Raw genomic sequence first — 17,813 nt, 5'->3', positions numbered from 1 at the left:
GAAACGGGAAACTAAGTCTGCGAAATAGCGGTTATTTGACTGGTTTTGCCAGGTGAATGACCCAAATTTCACTGAGCGACTCGGGTGGGTTGAGTGCCGACAGCGCGACGGTACTGTTAACCGGTTGTCCATTGTAGGTAAGGCTGCCTTTTCCATCCGCCCGGTAGTCATCCAGTTTTTTTGCGCCGTCTACAGGGTTAGCCAGCGACGATTTAAGGCCAAAGTCATTGTCGTTGGTTACCGCCAGAGTACGGTCGTCAATCAGTGCCAAACCTTCAGCTTTTTCCTGCTGCCAGCCCAGTTTCGGTAAATCAACAATTTCAGTCTTCGTCGCCAGCTTGATGCCACGGCTGGTTAATTCTTCCGGTGTGTTAAATTCCGGTGATGTCTGGCTGTCAAATGGCGTTAAGTCTGTTGCATGGCGCAAGTCAACTTTGTAGATGCGGTTATGCATGACTTTGTCTTTATCTTTGCCCTGCTCAATCAGCAACACTTCATGGTTGTTCAGTGCCACCACATCGCCAATTTTCGCATCAGCTGCTTTCTTATAGTGTGTATCAATTGGGTAGCCATACATTGCCGTTTTACCCGTAACCGGGTCCAGCACAACCAGGCGAGTAAAGGCCGCTTTATTTTTACTTTTGCCGTCTATATTGAGTGTGCTTTGCACCGCGCCAAGGATTTTTCCGTCCGGCAGGCGGGTTACGCCTTCAAAACCACGGTTAGGCTGGCGCCACTTGATGATGGCCGGTAACCCCCGGGCCATACTTTGCTCGCCTGCAGCAGGTTCCGGGCCATATTTTGCCAGGATTTTCCCTTCGCCATCGACATGAATCAGGAACGGGCCATATTCATCGCAGAGCCAGAATCCACCTTTACCATCTGGCGTAATGCCTTCAGTATCCAGACCGCCTGAGTCTGAGTTCAGTGTTTTCAGTTGGCTGTTCAGGGCAACTTCATTGGTAGAACCCACCATTCCTTGTGGCAGCGGCAGGCCGGAGATATTCCCTTTGTCATCGTGGATGGGGCGTTCTTCAGTTGCCAGCGCGTTATTCCCGGACAGGCGAATTGTCATAATAAATGGCGTGAAATCTGGTGAAGCAAAGATTTTCGATGCCATCTCCCCCACATCGGGTGAATCAGCATTGGGGCCCCGGTCCGTTACCGTTGCAAACGTCAGTTCGCCCTGCTGCTTACCGGTAAATGTCAGGCCGGAACCTACACCTGGGGGTAATCCATTGGGAAAGGTATGCTGCAGTGCCTCGCTGACAGCAACACGCTCCCCTCCGGGGAAACTGACAACATAGCGGTCTACCTGAAGTTGTGCCGCCAGTGAGCAGAAAGGAATAAATCCAGCCAACAGCAGTGGTTTGAAGCCCATGAGGTTATCCATTTTGGTTATTTTGTGAAGGATTTATCTAAACGGGCATATGTGACAACACAATGACAATTACAGATTAACCTTAAGCAAATTTAGCCCGAAGGTGAGGCTAATCCTAAAGTATGAGCAATCAGATGAACTACACAGGATTACAGGGGGTAATTAAGCGCTAAAATTATGTTTCGTTTATCGCTTATCGCAAACTTCGCCTGTAAAATATAGATTAATCCTGGTTACTGAGTAAGGTCTGCAAAGGTAACCACCGGCATAGAGAGGGATATCGTTGTATGACTGCACTACGAACCATGAAACTCAACCTGTTACTCACCTGGATGTCCATTGGTGCAGTGGTGCTGACTGGTGTTCTCCTGTTGACGTCATTGTACTTTTATCAAAAAGCCAATATCGAGCACACCATTCTTGAGAACAACAACGCGTATGCCCGTAAACTGGCCGAAACTGCAGACAGAGTGATTGGTATCAGCCAACAAGAACTGGCTTACAGTGCCAGTAAAATTCATAGCTTCAGCGACTACCAGACTATGGTTGATGAAGCTGACCGGCTGCGCCTGCAATCTGGTTTTTTTAACTCGGTTATTGTGGTCAACGATCACGGGATTATTCTGGCCACTTCACCGGAGAGCCTGAATTTGCGGGGTATAGGCCTGCAATCTGAAGCCAATGCAAACGCATTAAAAACACGCAAACCCTATATTTCACAGCCTTTTTTTACCGGGACAACTAACCGTTATGTCATTTTTGTTTCGTCCCCGGTGTTTGACCATGCAGGTAATTACCTTGGTTATATCGGTGGTTCGATTTACCTGAAAGAGAAAAGCATCTTAAACCAAATAATCAGCACCCATTTTTATAATTACAGTGCCAATGTGAGCATTGTTTCCAATGACGGGCATATTATTTTTAATAAAGACCCGAACAAAGTGGGCAGCCAGATTGGTATTGATGACCAGTTGAAAAAAATGTTGAGCCAGAATGTGAGTGGCGCTTATGTGGTTAACCACGGTGAAGCGACCCAATTACTGGGGGTTGGCAACCTGACTAAAACAGACTGGAATGTTTTTGTTTACGCCGACGACACGCTGGTTAACGACATTATGCTGTCCACTATTCGCCAGTCTGTGTGGTTTATTATTCTGATTCTGGTGTTTACCTCGTTGTTGTCGTATGCATTATCAACACTGATAGCCCGGCCATTGCGGCGCCTGGCCATACTTTCTGCCAGTAAGCCAACGGCTCATGTGGTGGAAGAGATTCGCCAGATAGATGCCTGGTATTACGAAGCTAATAAACTGAAGGTATCAATCAGTGCCGGGATGGTTTCGACCATTAAGCAGGTGAAAAACCTGGATCGCGAAGCATCAACGGACCCATTAACCGGGCTGCTTAACCGGCGCGGCTTTATGACGCTGGCGAGCATATCAGGGAAACACAGCGAGAATGCGCTTATCTCCCTCGACCTGGATCACTTTAAGCGTGTTAATGATACCTGGGGGCATGATACCGGGGATAAAGTTCTGGTGATGGTCAGTAGCATTCTTAAAACTATCTGCCGGGAAACCGACCTGGTTGGGCGTTTTGGCGGGGAAGAGTTTGTCATTATGCTGCCGGGCACCAGCACAGAAAATGCGGAGAAAATCGCTGATCGCATCCGTTGTAGTATTGAACAGGAAAAACAGCCTCAGTTGCCTTCTGTCACTATTTCAGCCGGTATTGCTGCGCTTGAAGATGCGGACAATATTGATGAAGCCATTAAAATGACCGATATCGCGTTGTATGAAGCGAAAGACAAAGGCCGCAACCGGGTGGTGCTTTACCGCTCGGTGTGCCCGCTTCCCCAAACATCTGGCGTTCACACCGCATCTTCATCCCACGCCTGACCGGGCCCCTCATTAATTGCGGGCGGAGGATTCCGCCCGCGAATACTAACCTTAATGTTTAATCATCACATGGCGGACTACGGTGTAATCTTCCAGGCCATACATCGACATATCTTTGCCATAACCAGAAGACTTTAACCCACCGTGTGGCATTTCACTGACCAGCATGAAATGGGTATTTACCCAGGTACAGCCATAACGCAGGCGGGCGCTCAGGCGGTGAGCCCGGCCAACATCTTTCGTCCAGACAGATGAGGCCAGCCCGTAATCAGAGTCATTTGCCCAAAGTAATGCCTGCGCTTCGTCGTCGAACTCTGTCACACTGACCACCGGGCCGAACACTTCACGTTGCACAATATCATCGCCCTGCTTCGCACCAGCAAGCACCGTTGGCTGGAAATAATACCCCGGGCCGGGTACCCGGCTGCCACCCGTTACCACACTGATATGCGGTAATGACTTAGCCTGGTTGACGGCTTTTTCAACCCGTTCAAGATGTGCCAGTGAGCTTAACGGACCCAGTTCGGTTTCAGTGTCGTCAGGGGCTCCGGTCTTGAGTGTACTGACGGCGTTACCCAGTTTTTCAACCAGTTGGGCATAAATACCTTTCTGTGCGTAGATGCGGCACGCAGCAGTACAATCCTGCCCTGCATTGTAAAAACCAAATGCCCGGATCCCGTCCACTACGTCATCAAGATCTGCGTCATCAAACACCAGCACTGGCGCTTTCCCGCCTAACTCCATATGCGTGCGTTTCACACTTTGCGATGTGTGGCGAATAATATGCGCGCCTGTTGGAATAGAACCAGTCAGTGACACCATCGCAACGTCTTTATGCCCCGTCAGAGCGTCACCCACCGTTTGGCCACGCCCGAACAGCACACTCAGTACGCCCGCCGGGAAAAGGTCTTTTGCCAGTTCGGCCAGTTTAAATGTGGTCAATGGTGTAATTTCAGACGGTTTGATAACCACGCAATTACCCGCGGCCAGTGCCGGACCTAATTTCCAGGCGGCCATCATCAACGGATAGTTCCAGGGCGCGATAGACGCCACCACACCCACCGGGTCACGGCGAATCATAGATGTATGCCCTTCCAGGTACTCTCCGGCAGCAGAACCACTCAGGCAGCGGGCCGCGCCGGCAAAAAAGCGGAATACATCGGCTACTGCCGGGATTTCATCGTTAAGCACTGCGTGAAAAGGTTTGCCACAGTTTTGCGATTCCAGACGGGCAAATGTCTCTGCATGTTGTTCAATGATATCTGCCAGTGCCAGCAGTTTTTCAGCACGTTCACGGGGTACTGTCTGGCTCCATGAGTCAAAAGCGGCGCTGGCAGCACTCACTGCACTGTTAACTTGCTCCACCGTGGCTTCGGGCACCTGAAGCAATACTTCGCCGGTGGCAGGGTTGTAAACGGGAAGAGGTTCACCTTGTCCAGTAACCAGTTGTCCATTGATTAAAAGTTGGCTTTGCATGTTATTTTCCTTGTTTGCTTTGGTGTTGCTGTCGCATTATTTTTCACTACCGGCTGTTGTGTCGGTATCACGTGTTAACCACCAGGCTCCAAGTATGGGCAACATGGTGGCAACCATCACAACCAGCGCTACAACATTTGTCACGGGAACATCCCGCGGTCTTCCTAATTGGTTCAGTAACCATAACGGCAGCGTTTGTTCATGGCCTGCCGTGAATGTCGTCACGATAATTTCGTCAAACGAAAGTGCAAATGCCAGCATCCCGCCAGCAAGCATGGCAGAGGCGAGGCCCGGTAAAATAATATAGCGAAAGGTTTGCCAGCCATCCGCCCCGAGGTCCATGGATGCCTCAACCAGGCTCCAGGAGGTTCGCCGAAAGCGCGCCACTACGTTATTGAACACAATGACCACACAGAAAGTGGCATGCCCGACAACCAGTGTGAACATCCCCGGCGTTATCCCCAATTTGTTAAAGGCAGTGAGCAATGCCAGACCAGTGATAATGCCGGGCAAAGCAATGGGTAACATCAGGACAAAACTAATGACATTACGGCCAAAAAACGCCTTTCGCCAGAGAGCTGCTGCAGCTAACGTGCCAAGTATTAACGCAATAACTGTTGCCAGTGCCGCCACTTTAAGTGACAACGTCACAGCATTCAGGATATCCCCTCTTGCTGCAGCCACCTCAAACCAGTGTAGCGTGAATCCGGAAGGCGGAAAGCTGAAGGCCGCTTCTTCAGTATTGAATGCGTAAAGTGCAATGATAATTAACGGGAAGTGAAGAAATACGATCACTGACCAGGCGGTGGCAGTGAGCCAAAATGGGGCGCGATTAGAGTGCATCGAACGCTCCCAGGCGTTTTACCAACGCCAGCCATAAACCAATCAGCACACAAGGCACCAGGGTAAATGCCGCCGCCATGGGCATGTTGCCAATAGCCCCCTGCTGCACATAGACCATGTTACCAATGAAGTACCCCGGCGGGCCAACCAGTTGCGGAATAATAAAATCCCCAAGTGTGAGTGAGAACGTAAAAATGGAACCCGCAGCAATACCGGGAATAGCCAGCGGCAGAACGATATAGCGCAATGTTTGCCCTGGCCTGGCGCCCAGGTCTGCCGAGGCCTGTAGTGCTGAAGATGGCACTCTGACCAGCGCGGCATGGACCGGTAATATCATGAATGGCAACCAGATATAGACAAACACCCCAAAGCGCCCCAGGCCTGAGGTGGAAAGTGTGGTACCGCCGATGCCCGGTATGCTGAGCACGGTGCTTAACACACCTTCCAGCCCCATATGGGTTAAAAACCACTGCGCCACGCCATCTTTTGCCAGCAACAGCGTCCATGCATAGGCTTTAACAATATAACTGGCCCACATTGGCAACATCACCGCGATATACAAAAAGGCTTTCATGCGCCCGCTGGCATAACGCGCCATATACCAGGCCAGTGGAAACGCCAGCACGGCGCTTGCCAGCGTGACCAGCAAAGCCATGATGAGGGTACGTGAAATGATGTCGTAATTTGCCGGGGAGAATAGCGCAGCCAGGTTGCTCAGTGTCAGTTCTGGCAGCACCGACATGGTGAAGTCGTCAAAGGTGTACAACCCCTGCCACAGCAATGTGAACAAAGAACCGAGGTAAATAATGGCGAACCACATCACCGGTGGAGTCAGTAACAATGCCAGCCACAACAGTGGGCGGCGCCACAGAAATGTACTGACATCACGCCTTAAACGGTAATGTGAAACACCTTTTGCTGCTCCCTGCATATTCATCGGCTTTCCTCCGCCAGAGGAACCATTGCCGCTTCAGGCCAGGACAACGCTACTTGTTGGCCCGGCTGGTAAAGCCCGCTGTCACTGCCCAGTGTATTGGTTTGGCTGACCAGCAAATGTTCACCATTGGCTAATTGCACATCCAGCCGGGTTGCGGCGCCGAAATACTGAACCTCCCGCACGGTACCCTGGGTCTGAAATGCGCCCTGGTTATCCAGTTGTATATATTCGGGCCGCAGTGCGAAACTCCCCGTTTTACCGGTAATTGTGTTGCAGGTTTCCCCGGCCAGCACATTCGCGGTGCCCACAAAGCGGGCGACAAACGCAGTGGCTGGCTGGTTATACAACACCCGGGGAGTATCAACCTGTTCAATGCGCCCATTGTTGAATACTGCCACCCGGTCCGACATAGACAGCGCCTCGCTTTGGTCGTGGGTGACGAAGACGAAAGTAATGCCCAGGTCGCGTTGCAGCGTTTTCAGCTCCAGTTGCATTTGTTCGCGCAATTTTAAATCGAGCGCACCGAGCGGTTCATCCAGCAGCAATACTCTTGGGCGGTTTACCAGCGCGCGGGCCAGTGCAACACGCTGGCGCTGCCCACCGGAGAGTTGCCAGGGCTTGCGCTGGCGCACAAACCCTAAAGCAACCCGCTCCAGCGCTTCCTGCGCCTGAGCCAGGCGTTGTTTTTTCCCCACACCTTTTACCATCAGCCCGTAGGCCACGTTATCCAGCACACTCATATGGGGAAACAACGCATAATCCTGGAAGACGGTATTTACATCGCGCTCATAAGGCGGAATGCTTGTGACATCACGCCCATGAATTAAAATGCGCCCGGCACTGCTTTGCTCAAAGCCGGCAATCAGGCGCAGGCATGTGGTTTTGCCCGAGCCAGATGGCCCGAGCATGGAGAAAAACTCCCCTTCATTAATTGCGAGTGTTACGCTGTCAACAGCGCGTACCTCGCCAAAACGCCGGGAGACATTTTCAAACTGTACTGCGTAAGACATAGCACCCCCGGCATTAACGCCCGCCCATTATCGCAATGTAATCCTGAGTCCAGCGGCTGTAGGAGACATATTTGCCACCCTTAGCAACAGGGGTTTTCCAGAATGCGATTTTGGCAAAGCTGCCATAGCCGTTGGTTTCGCACCCTTTGTCGCCCAACAGTGTGCTGGCTTTGCACCCTGCCGGGACTGCCGGTAATGAACCAAACCAGGCTGCCACATCACCCTGCACTTTTGGCGTCAGCGACCAGTTCATCCACTTGTATGCGCAGTTAGGGTGTTTTGCATCCGTATGCATCATGGTGGTGTCTGCCCAGCCGGTAACACCTTCTTTCGGAATGGTAGTGGCAATGGGCTGCCCTTCGCTTTTCAGTACGTTAGCCTGATATGGCCAGGAGCCTGAAGCAACCACATCTTCATTTTTGAAATCACTCATTTGGACCGTGGCATCATGCCAGTAACGGTGAATCAGCGCGTGCTGGTCACGCAATACTTTCAGTACAGCTTCATATTGCTGTTCGTTAAGTTCGTATGGGTCGGTAATGCCCAGTTGAGGTTGTGTCGCTTTAACAAACAACGCGGCATCAGCAATATAAATGGGGCCATCATATGCCTGAACACGGCCAGAATTGCTCTTGCCGTCAGGCAGTTGCTGTTTGGTAAACACCACTGACCATGAGTCTGGCGGAGTCGGGAAGGTTTTCGTGTTATACATCAGCAAGTTTGGCCCCCACTGGTACGGCGTGCCATACACTTTGCCTGCCACCGTGAACCAGGGGGCGTCTTTCAGGCGTGGGTCAACATTTTTCCAGTTAGGTATCAACGCGGTATTAATCGCCTGAACGCGTTTACCCATGATAAGGCGCAATGAGGCATCACCCGATGCAGTCACCAGGTCATATCCCCCTTTCGCCATCAGACTCACCATTTCATCAGATGTTGCTGCGGTTTTAACATTCACAGCGCACCCGGTTTCTTTCTCAAATTGCGTTACCCAGTCATAGTTCTTATCACTTTGCCCCCGTTCGATATAGCCCGGCCAGGCGATGATATCGAGCCGCCCTTCACCAGGCCCAACAGATGTTGGCTCAGCGAAAGCTACCGGGCTGGCAATGGTGGAAAATACACAGAGGGATAACAGGCTGCGTGCTAAACGATGTGTCATGAGTAAGGCTCCTGTCTTATTAAAAGTATTCAGGCCCGCCCTGGCGTAAAAATATCTCCCGTAAAAACAGTAGACGGTTCTTTCTCTTTTCCCGGCACCGGAATCAGACTATTTCACCAGGCTGTGATTAAACGCGCAGTTTTACCCAGCGGGCGCTGAGGAGTTTCAGAAAAAGAGTGAACTTTTAAAGTGTAGACAGGGAGTTAGCAGTTGTTGGTGAAAAACAGCCGGTATTGAAATTTCCTATGAAGCTGCGCTGAGCGCCTGCTGCAACAGCCGGGCAAGTGTTTGTACAGCCTGAATCTCCCGTTCCTGCCAGGGGAAAGAAGCATTAACGCGAAAACCATTAAGCCCGGCCTGGCCCACGGTAAACATACTCACAGGAGCAAGGCTAATTTGTTCACGAATTGCCGCGGTATTCAGTGCCCGGGTATCAATACCATCAGGTAAAGAAACCCATAAGAAATACCCTCCATCGTGGCGGGTGATAACACAATTTTCTGGTAAGTGCTGGCGCAAAATTTGCCATGCTTTGTGCTTACGCTCTGCAAGAACCCGCCGTAAACGGCGCAGGTGGGTGTCATAACTGCGGGTCGTCAGGTAATCAGCCAGCGCCATTTGCACCGGAGCGCTGCCAGACAGCGTGCTCATCAGTTGCAACTGTTGAATACGCCGCGCATGCCTGCCTGCGGCCACCCAACCAACACGGAACCCGGCCACCAGAGATTTAGAGAACGAAGCACAATGCAGTGTGATGCCGCCAGTATCAAAAGCCCGGAACGGGGCTGGGCGTGTGTTTCCCTGGTAGAGTTCACCATAAACATCATCTTCAATTAATGACACCTGATGCTGTGCCAGCAACGCGATTATCTGTTGTTTGCGTTCATCAGGTAGTGTGAACCCCAGTGGGTTTTGGTGATTCCCCATCAGCCAGCAGGCTTTTACTGGCCAGTTATTCAGGGCCTGTTCCAGGGCTGCGAGATCAATCCCGTGGTGGGGAGAACTGGGGATAGCAATCATTTTAAGTTTGAGGCGCTCAATGGCTTGCAGAGCGCCATAGAAACAGGGTGTCTCCACCACAACCCAGTCTCCCGGTTCGGTGACTGCCTGCAAACTCAGGTTCAGGGCTTCAAGCGCACCGGTGGTAATCACTATTTCGTCCGGGGAAATTGTTAACCCATGTTGGGCGTAACGACGGGCAATGGCCTGGCGTAATGCACGGTGACCTGGCGGCAGGTTTTCCGTCATACTCACCGCACTGGTGTTACGCGCCACATGTGCAAGGGAGCGGTTAAGTTGGGCGAGCGGGAATAATCTTGGGTCGGGGAACGCGGAGCCAAAAGGCACTACACCCGGGCGGCTACTGGCCTGCAATACATCAAAAATATAACTGTTGATGTCTACGTTTTCCTGGTGAACCAGGGATGCTGGTACACCAGGCGTGGTTGCAGACGCAGGGGGCGAGACATAATAGCCTGATTGCGGGCGTGCAGTGATTAACCCCCGGCTTTCCAGCAACTGGTAAGCGTGAGTGACAGTCATAAAACTCATGCCACTATGGCCTGTTTGTTCACGTATTGATGGCAGCCTGTCGCCAGGATGCCAGACACCCAACTCAATCTGATGTGCAATACGCTCAGCCAGTTGCTGGTATTTTTTCACAGGCTAGGGTGTCTCGTCGAACAACGGTGTTGATTTGCCACTATCATCGACGGCGACAAAGTTAAACTCGCCGTGAATCACTTCTTCCCTGCCATCGGAATACATCTGCTCAAGGTAGATAGTCACAGTGACAGTGAGGCTGGTATTACCCACCCGGGTCACCCTGCCAACCAGTTCAACAATCGAACCCGAAGGGATCGGGTGTTTAAAATTGATCTTTTCGGTTGAGACTGTAACCAGGCGTTTGCGACAAAAACGGGTGGCGGCAATAAATGAAACTTCATCCATCCAGGCCAGGGCAGTACCACCGAACAGTGTTGAATGGTGGTTAATGGTGGTCGGGAACACAACTTTGGCAACACTGGTCTGTGAAAAGCGAATCTTTTCTTCTATCCAGGCCGCATCTTTTTGGTTCATCGCAAGACTTCCTGTTAACAAAAAAATCACCCACCTGGTTAATCTTCCCCGACTAAAAACGGTACAGACAGCAGGCACACTGGATTAAGGCACACAATGCACATAGCAGCAGGCAGGTTCAGTGAGGCGCTATAATAACACTTTTTTAACTAACGGAAGCCACAGCTACCGGTTATATATAACAATTTTCTTTATTCTGGCATTTTTTGTGAAACTGTTATAGGAAAATACCCGTTAACTGTGGCTGCCATGTAACAACATGGCTACTTAAGATAACGCCACCACTCGGTAATTATGAGGTTTTTATCGTGGCGTTTGATGCCTTTCATCTGGCGAGGATCCAGTTCGCCTTTACGGTCTCGTTCCATATTATTTTCCCGGCTATCACCATTGGTCTTGCCAGCTACCTGGCGGTGCTTGAAGGGTTATGGCTGAAAACTCAGCACCTTCATTACCGCACGCTGTACCATTTCTGGAGTAAAATTTTCGCGGTTAACTTTGGTATGGGTGTTGTGTCTGGACTGGTGATGGCATACCAGTTTGGCACTAACTGGAAAATTTTCTCTCAATTTGCCGGAAGTGTTACTGGCCCCCTGCTGACTTATGAAGTGCTGACCGCTTTTTTCCTTGAGGCTGGCTTTCTTGGCGTAATGTTATTTGGCTGGAATAAAGTGGGCCCGCGTTTGCATTTTTTCGCAACCTGCATGGTGGCGCTGGGGACACTAATATCCACTTTCTGGATCCTGGCATCCAACAGTTGGATGCAAACCCCGCAGGGTTATCGCATCGAACAAGGCCATGTTGTACCTGTTGACTGGTTTGCGGTTATTTTCAATCCGTCGTTCCCTTACCGCCTGATGCATATGACTGTTGCTGCGTTTGTCAGTACCGCACTGTTTGTGGGTGCAACGGCCGCCTGGCACCTGCTACGTGGGCGCAAAGATGCAACCGTACGCACCATGTTTTCCATGGCAATGTGGATGTTACTTGTATCCGCGCCACTACAGGCATTTTTGGGCGATATGCATGGGCTAAATACCCTGAAATACCAACCTGCCAAAATCGCCGCTATTGAAGGGCACTGGAAAAACACCCCAGGTGAACCGACGCCACTGTTACTGTTTGGCCTGCCCGATATGCAACGGGAAACAACGCGTTACGCTGTGGGAATTCCGGCATTAGGCAGCCTGATCCTGACACACTCGTTAACCAAACAAGTACCCGCACTAAGCGAGTTTCCTGCGGGTGACCGCCCCTGGTCGCCCCTGGTTTTCTGGTCATTTCGTGTCATGGTTGGGCTGGGTATTTTAATGATCCTGCTCAGTGTTTGGGCCTTAGTGAACCGCAGAAATAACCGGTTGTTCGCTCATACCTGGTTGCTGCGTTTTGCAGTTGCTATGGGGCCTTCAGGGCTGATAGCGCTTCTGGCCGGCTGGGTAACAACTGAAGTGGGCCGCCAACCCTGGGTGGTTTATGGCCTGCTGCGCACCAAAGATGCCGTTTCTGCCCACAGTACCCTGCATATGAGCCTTAGCCTGTTGACCTTTATTGTCGTTTACTGTGCTGTTTTTGGCGTGGGTTATCACTATATGCTGCGTTTGATGTGTAAGGGGCCGGAACAGACAGACACAGCGGACACCGGCTCTCAGATGCATGGTACTCCTGCCCGCCCACTTTCAGCCGCAATAAGTGATAAGGAGTAATCACAATGGATTTATCACTTTTCTGGTTTGCACTGATTATTTTTGCCACGCTGATGTACATCATTATGGATGGTTTTGACCTGGGGGTGGGTATGCTGTTTGCCGTTGAGCATACGCGCTTCCGGCGTGATGTGATGGTCAACACGGTAGCACCTGTTTGGGATGGCAATGAAACCTGGCTGGTTCTGGGGGGCGCGGCCTTGTTTGGTGCCTTCCCACAGGCTTACGCAGCAATTACTGATTACCTGGCGGTACCACTGACACTGATGCTCCTGGGGCTGATTTTCCGCGGCGTGGCCTTTGAGTTCCGGGTTAACGCAACGCACAGCCACCGAGCGTTCTGGGATAAAAGCTTTATGCTGGGTTCTTTTGTGGCAACGTTTACCCAGGGGATGGTAGCAGGCGCTCTTGTTCAGGGCTTTTCCGGGAGCAGTACGTCATTGTTCCCCTGGCTAACGCCATTCACTGTGTTTTGTGGTGTTGGTCTGGTTGTAGCCTGGAGTCTGCTTGGTTCCACCTGGCTGGTTTTGAAGTGTGATGGTGAGCTGGCGTTACGTATGCGCCACATTTCAACATTGCTACTGGGATTATTTCTGGTCATTCTGCTGGGCGTTAGCGTTTTTTGCCCACTAACTCAGCCATTTATTGCCAGGCGCTGGTTTAGCCTGCCGGGTTTCTGGTACCTGTTGCCGGTGCCATTACTGGTTGGTGTTTGCAGTTTTCAACTGGCCCGGACTTTGCGGCAAAACAATACCCACCGGAATCCTTTTATTATGGCAATTATGCTCGTTTTTCTTGGGTTTGCCGGGCTTGGGGTTAGCCTGTGGCCATTTCTGCTACCACCATCGATGACTTTATGGGATGCGGCAGCACCTGCGGCCAGCCAGCGTTTTATGTTGCCCGGAGCGTTGTTTATTTTACCCGTTATTCTTGGCTACACCTGGTGGAGTTACCATGTATTTCGTGGAAAAGTGACTGCTGATGGAGGGTATCACTAATGAACCCGGCTCCAGTATGGCGCAAACTTAGCTGGTTGTTGCTTATTTGGGCTGCCAGTGTTCTGGCATTGGGGGGTGTCAGTTTCCTGTTCCGGTTGCTGATGCAACTGGCCGGGCTGCATTCCCACTAGACCACACCCGCCAGGCAGGCCTGGCGGGGAACTATATTGTTATGTTACCCGGCAATACCCAGATAACCATGAACCCCCATATACAGCCCAACCAGTGCAATCAGCACGCTGGAGAAGTATGGCGCACGCCGTGCCAGCGTATTGAAACCCTGCCAGCGTTTTGCCACCTGCCGCACACTGATTGCCGCACCAACACCAACAGTTACCAGTGTGAGCGCCAGGCCAATACTAAAACAGACAACCAGAGTTGCCCCCAGCGCCAGCGCTTTTAACTGAATGCATATCAGCAGCACGGTAATTGCTGCAGGGCATGGCAACAGGCCGCCAGTCAGGCCAAACAACAGAATTTGCCAGTTGGTGACTTCTTTGCCATGAAAGCGGTGGCGAATATCGTTGGCATGGGCTAATTCATGTGCATCCTGGTACTCTTTTGAATTCACATCCAGCCCTGCGAGCATTCCATGATTATGCCCATGGTCATCTTCAGTAAATGCTAATTCATACTTATGCGCATGGCTATTGTGGCCAAGTGACAGTTGCACGGTAAATTCATGGGGTTCCGGCACTGCCACTGTGGATTCAAGATAACTGCCTTTGTTGACAAAGTTAAACACCTCCACAGTACCACCTGGTTCGCGCACGGTTTCCAGCGAGACTTGTTCCGCGGACCATGCATGCCCGCTCAGCATGGCTAACCGCCAGTGCGCAGGCTGGCCTTCTTCAAATATCGACAACCCCACCACCCCATGCCCGGTATCAATTTGCTGAATATCAGCGTGGTGATGGTGCTCGTGGGAATGTTCGTGCTCCTGCATAGCTTCAAGCCAGTTTTTTTCGCCCTGCCAGGTTCGCCAAAACATCCACCACGCAGTTCCCAGAATAATGGCAGCAGACACTATCTGCAGCCATGGCTCAGCCGACTCAGCAGTAAATCTATTACTGATATACATACCACCAAAGGCAATCAGCCACACCACTGCCGTATGAGATACAGTTGCAGCAAGCCCGAGCATGGCGGCCTGGCGCACAGTACCTTTGATGGCGATAATAAATGCCGCCATCATAGTTTTAGAATGCCCGGGTTCCAGACCATGCAGAACACCGAGTAATATTGCACTGGGAATAAAGAACCAGGCATTTCCTTGCTGAAGAAGTACTGTGAACTCATTCATGATAATAATTCTTAGTTAGCTTATGACAGTTCGAGGATTGTACTCCCCCCCAGTAAAAAATACTACCACCCAGTATTTTGGTTATGTTATAATGTAGTAATATTTTGTATTCAGGATCGCGCTATGCCACATACCATTCGTGACAGGAAGAAACTCAAAGCCCGTACCAGTAAAATTCAGGGGCAAGTTGTTGCGCTGAATAAAATGCTTGATGAACCCCATGAGTGTGCCGCCGTGCTACAACAAATTGCGGCAATACGAGGCGCGGTAAATGGCTTACTGCGCGAGGTTATCAAGGGCCACCTGACTGAGCATATTGTCCACCAGGGTGAAGAGCTCAAGCGTGAAGAAGACCTGGAAGTTGTGCTGAAAGTGCTGGATTCCTACATCAAATAGCCCTTTCCATTCAGTAAATATTTACTGGCTGCAAACTTGCTGCTGGTTTTCTCTTGTGGCAAAATCAAAACAATCCGTATAGATTGATTGTTCAGTAAAGGAATGCCAATGGCCCGCTCCCGCAATAAAGATCCCCAGGCTTTGCGCCAGTCACTGCTGGAATTCGCCACCCACTTGATTATTACGCAAGGCCTGCATGGGCTGACTATGGATAAAGTGGTTAAAGGCACCGGTATCAGTAAAGGCGGGCTTCAGTACCACTTTCCTACCCGCCAGGCACTGGTAGATGCCGTTTTTGACACGACGATGCAACAATTTCTTGCTGAAGTAGAAGCCGAAATGGCGGCTGATACCCGGCCGGGTTTACGTGCAACACGCGCCTATATTCGCGCTTGTTGCAGGGAGATGAGTGAGCAGGAAGTCGCTCTTAATCAAGGGATTATGGCTGCATTATTTGCAGACCCGGTATTGCGTGAGCGCTGGGCTGATTTTATCAACACCCGTATGCCTGCCGATGATAAAGGCAGTGATGATGGCACTACTGCCCTGTTCTGCCGCATGGCAGCAGATGGCCTGTGTTATGCCAGTTTATGTAATGTGCACCCTATGACAGCCACACAACGTGAAACCCTTGTTCAGCGCCTGTTAGCGCTGACGGAGTAATGTCTATGACCTGGTTTTATCTGAGTATTGCGATTATCAGCGAAGTTATCGCCACTTCCGCCCTGAAATTGTCCGACAGTTTTACTCGCCTGTGGCCTTCACTGGTGACGGTACTGGGATATGGCGTGGCTTTCTATTTTCTTGCCGTATCCATGCGAACCTTACCCATCGGCATTATTTATGCCATCTGGTCGGGTACCGGTATTGTGCTGATTGGCATTGTTGGCTGGTTGTATATGGGGCAAAAACTTGATTTGCCAGCAATGCTGGGAATGGGGCTAATCATCGCCGGTGTTATGGTGATCAACCTGTTTTCTCATACTGTTTCTCATTAATGCTCAGGGCTGTGCTCTGGCCTTTATTTCTGCCAGAGCCGCCATCAGCTTTTTCTGCATTTACTTTTCTTACACTCCCTTTGCAAGGTTTTGCAAAACTCCTGACAGATTGATTTTTTCTCTGCAATAGTGAGCGGGTCAGCCAGAGGGAGTGTAGCAATGCGCCATGCAGCCGTTTGTTTAATCTTAATCTTTTGTTCACTGGCGACCGACCAGGTCACCGCCTGGACGCTGACACCTGAGCAGGTTGGGTTGCGCAGCCTGGATTACCAGTTGCTGCATGAAGCAGACACCGATGAGCTCCGCGCAGTAGCAGAAGAAGCGGCTCATGATTCCCGCGAACAACTCCATGAAGTGACTCACCGTAAACCAATACGTTACCAGTTTTGAGCAAAACCCCGCATATAAGTGGGGTTTTTCGGGGTATTTATTTTGCAGTGAGACCTGCCATTTCTTTCTTAATTTTCGCATTATCAAATATGTGGTTCGTTCGCTAATTACTGTTTGAGAACTCGGTTATTAATTCCTGTTTATATCTGTAATAGAATACAACGCCATGATATTCTTCGCCGAAACACAGGATGACAAGTCAATAAGTAAATGGAGTTATAATGAAAATAGTGCTGACTGCTCTCACCACAATTCTACTATTAACCGGGTGTAAGGAGCCTGATATTATTGGTGAATGGTCCGGGGACCATAACACCTTCAATGCCGGAGCGATTATTTCACTGTTTTCTGATACAAAGCTAAAGTTCACCAGTGAGCAAATTACTGTTTCTGATTTGAAAAAATCAGGCGGCACATATATTTTTTATGTGAAATTAGGTGAAGCAAAGCATACCCGTGAATGGGTGGACGAAGCACTGGTCAAAGCAGAGCGGCGGCGAACACCGCATAAAACCCATGTCAACCTCACCATCACTGATTTACCAGAAGAAACCAAAGTTTTTGATACGGTTGATTTGCAAAGCCTCGCCAGGGCAGGCTTACTGGAAACAGGGGAACATACCGCTTCTGTTAACTGGGAAAATGCACGTGTTATTGTTTATACCAAGGCACTAGAGGGCAAATACACTAATCCCTATACATTCCGATCCAGTACCTGGTGTGCCTTAAAGGTCCCTTTTACCGGGTCTCTCCCCAAAGTGGCAGGTTATCTTTGGATACCTAAAGTTACTCGTGATGATATAGCGCAAGATCCTGCCTACTATGGGATGACTGATTTACAAATTGACGAGATGGTTAAAAATAAAAATGAGATTATTGATGTTTTTAATGATGCCTTCTCTGCCATTACTGTTAACTACCCACACACAATAACTTTCAGTGACTCTTTTATGGACTTATTTGTGTCCAAAGGAGGAAATCAGCCTATGGGAAAATTCTCTTACGCCATAAGCGAAAAAGAACTTATTCTTTATTATGGAAAAATGGATGGGGAATATATCAATAACGTACTTGGGAGGAGTTTCGATTATAGTGGAACCAAGCACCACACATGCGAGAAAATTATCACAGAGAAAACCCCTGAGATTATGAATGCAAAATACCATGCACTCAGATATAACAGATTAGCACTGCTTGCAATTAACCCTGACGGGGAATTCGAGGACTGATTTCTTAACT

The 17,813-nt window shown here is 50.2% G+C and carries 18 protein-coding genes; 9 read left to right on the top strand and 9 right to left on the bottom strand.

Annotated features, from left to right (window positions below; all coding sequences use genetic code 11):
* Positions 1 to 31: 31 nt before the first annotated feature.
* Complete coding sequence (locus DES37_RS05885; RefSeq protein ID WP_110025178.1) at positions 32 to 1,381, bottom strand: esterase-like activity of phytase family protein; 1,350 nt, start codon at positions 1,379 to 1,381, stop codon at positions 32 to 34.
* 287 nt (positions 1,382 to 1,668) lie between these two features.
* On the opposite strand from DES37_RS05885, the gene DES37_RS05880 reads away from it, so the two are divergent.
* Positions 1,669 to 3,279: a sensor domain-containing diguanylate cyclase gene (locus tag DES37_RS05880; RefSeq protein ID WP_110025177.1), complete on the top strand. Its 1,611-nt coding sequence runs from the start codon at positions 1,669 to 1,671 to the stop codon at positions 3,277 to 3,279.
* A 51-nt stretch (positions 3,280 to 3,330) separates the two neighbouring features.
* On the opposite strand, the gene patD is transcribed toward DES37_RS05880, so the two are convergent.
* The 7 genes from patD to DES37_RS05845 all read right to left on the bottom strand — a co-directional run bounded on the left by patD (position 3,331) and on the right by DES37_RS05845 (position 10,786).
* Complete coding sequence (patD, locus tag DES37_RS05875; protein ID WP_110025176.1) at positions 3,331 to 4,755, bottom strand: aminobutyraldehyde dehydrogenase; 1,425 nt, start codon at positions 4,753 to 4,755, stop codon at positions 3,331 to 3,333.
* Between the two features lie 36 nt (positions 4,756 to 4,791).
* Positions 4,792 to 5,598, bottom strand: a complete 807-nt coding sequence (locus DES37_RS05870) for an ABC transporter permease (protein WP_110025175.1) — start codon at positions 5,596 to 5,598, stop codon at positions 4,792 to 4,794.
* Positions 5,588 to 6,529, bottom strand: coding sequence for an ABC transporter permease (locus DES37_RS05865; RefSeq protein ID WP_110025320.1), 942 nt, complete (start codon positions 6,527 to 6,529; stop codon positions 5,588 to 5,590). The genes DES37_RS05870 and DES37_RS05865 overlap by 11 nt, the downstream gene beginning before the upstream one ends.
* A gap of 2 nt (positions 6,530 to 6,531) precedes the next feature.
* On the bottom strand, positions 6,532 to 7,545 hold the full coding sequence (locus DES37_RS05860) for an ABC transporter ATP-binding protein (protein WP_036113046.1): 1,014 nt from the start codon (positions 7,543 to 7,545) through the stop codon (positions 6,532 to 6,534).
* Between the two features lie 13 nt (positions 7,546 to 7,558).
* Entirely contained in the window at positions 7,559 to 8,707 is a 1,149-nt protein-coding gene (ydcS, locus tag DES37_RS05855) for a putative ABC transporter substrate-binding protein YdcS (RefSeq protein WP_110025174.1), read from the bottom strand.
* Between the two features lie 243 nt (positions 8,708 to 8,950).
* Positions 8,951 to 10,369, bottom strand: a complete 1,419-nt coding sequence (locus tag DES37_RS05850) for an aminotransferase-like domain-containing protein (RefSeq protein ID WP_036113040.1) — start codon at positions 10,367 to 10,369, stop codon at positions 8,951 to 8,953.
* A 3-nt stretch (positions 10,370 to 10,372) separates the two neighbouring features.
* Positions 10,373 to 10,786 (bottom strand): acyl-CoA thioesterase, encoded by a 414-nt coding sequence (locus DES37_RS05845; protein WP_036113036.1) that lies wholly within the window; start codon positions 10,784 to 10,786, stop codon positions 10,373 to 10,375.
* Between the two features lie 305 nt (positions 10,787 to 11,091).
* Between DES37_RS05845 and DES37_RS05840 the strand changes: the two genes are divergently transcribed.
* The 3 genes from DES37_RS05840 to DES37_RS05830 are packed head-to-tail and all read left to right on the top strand — an operon-like array spanning position 11,092 to position 13,618.
* On the top strand, positions 11,092 to 12,489 hold the full coding sequence (locus tag DES37_RS05840) for a cytochrome ubiquinol oxidase subunit I (RefSeq protein WP_110025173.1): 1,398 nt from the start codon (positions 11,092 to 11,094) through the stop codon (positions 12,487 to 12,489).
* Positions 12,489 to 13,487, top strand: coding sequence for a cytochrome d ubiquinol oxidase subunit II (gene cydB / locus DES37_RS05835; RefSeq protein ID WP_110025172.1), 999 nt, complete (start codon positions 12,489 to 12,491; stop codon positions 13,485 to 13,487). Before DES37_RS05840 ends, cydB begins: the two co-directional genes overlap by 1 nt.
* Positions 13,487 to 13,618, top strand: coding sequence for a DUF2474 domain-containing protein (locus DES37_RS05830; protein ID WP_110025171.1), 132 nt, complete (start codon positions 13,487 to 13,489; stop codon positions 13,616 to 13,618). Before cydB ends, DES37_RS05830 begins: the two co-directional genes overlap by 1 nt.
* A gap of 44 nt (positions 13,619 to 13,662) precedes the next feature.
* Here DES37_RS05830 and DES37_RS26105 read toward each other — a convergent pair whose 3' ends face one another.
* On the bottom strand, positions 13,663 to 14,790 hold the full coding sequence (locus DES37_RS26105; protein ID WP_110025170.1) for a nickel/cobalt efflux protein RcnA: 1,128 nt from the start codon (positions 14,788 to 14,790) through the stop codon (positions 13,663 to 13,665).
* 123 nt (positions 14,791 to 14,913) lie between these two features.
* Between DES37_RS26105 and rcnR the strand changes: the two genes are divergently transcribed.
* The 5 genes from rcnR to DES37_RS05800 all read left to right on the top strand — a co-directional run bounded on the left by rcnR (position 14,914) and on the right by DES37_RS05800 (position 17,803).
* The gene (gene rcnR, locus DES37_RS05820; RefSeq protein WP_036113026.1) at positions 14,914 to 15,186 is read left to right on the top strand and encodes a Ni(II)/Co(II)-binding transcriptional repressor RcnR; all 273 of its coding nucleotides are present in this window, start codon (positions 14,914 to 14,916) and stop codon (positions 15,184 to 15,186) included.
* A 108-nt stretch (positions 15,187 to 15,294) separates the two neighbouring features.
* The gene (locus DES37_RS05815; protein ID WP_051691466.1) at positions 15,295 to 15,849 is read left to right on the top strand and encodes a TetR/AcrR family transcriptional regulator; all 555 of its coding nucleotides are present in this window, start codon (positions 15,295 to 15,297) and stop codon (positions 15,847 to 15,849) included.
* A gap of 5 nt (positions 15,850 to 15,854) precedes the next feature.
* Entirely contained in the window at positions 15,855 to 16,184 is a 330-nt protein-coding gene (locus DES37_RS05810; protein ID WP_072006990.1) for a DMT family transporter, read from the top strand.
* A gap of 159 nt (positions 16,185 to 16,343) precedes the next feature.
* Positions 16,344 to 16,574 carry a DUF2554 family protein gene (locus DES37_RS05805; protein ID WP_110025169.1) on the top strand — a complete coding sequence of 77 codons (231 nt, stop codon included), beginning with the start codon at positions 16,344 to 16,346 and terminating at the stop codon, positions 16,572 to 16,574.
* Between the two features lie 221 nt (positions 16,575 to 16,795).
* Positions 16,796 to 17,803 carry a hypothetical protein gene (locus DES37_RS05800; protein ID WP_110025168.1) on the top strand — a complete coding sequence of 336 codons (1,008 nt, stop codon included), beginning with the start codon at positions 16,796 to 16,798 and terminating at the stop codon, positions 17,801 to 17,803.
* Positions 17,804 to 17,813: the final 10 nt, after the last annotated feature.

The organism is Mangrovibacter plantisponsor (genome assembly GCF_003182475.1).
Lineage (GTDB): Bacteria > Pseudomonadota > Gammaproteobacteria > Enterobacterales > Enterobacteriaceae > Mangrovibacter > Mangrovibacter plantisponsor.
This window is presented reverse-complemented; position numbering and strand designations above follow the sequence as displayed.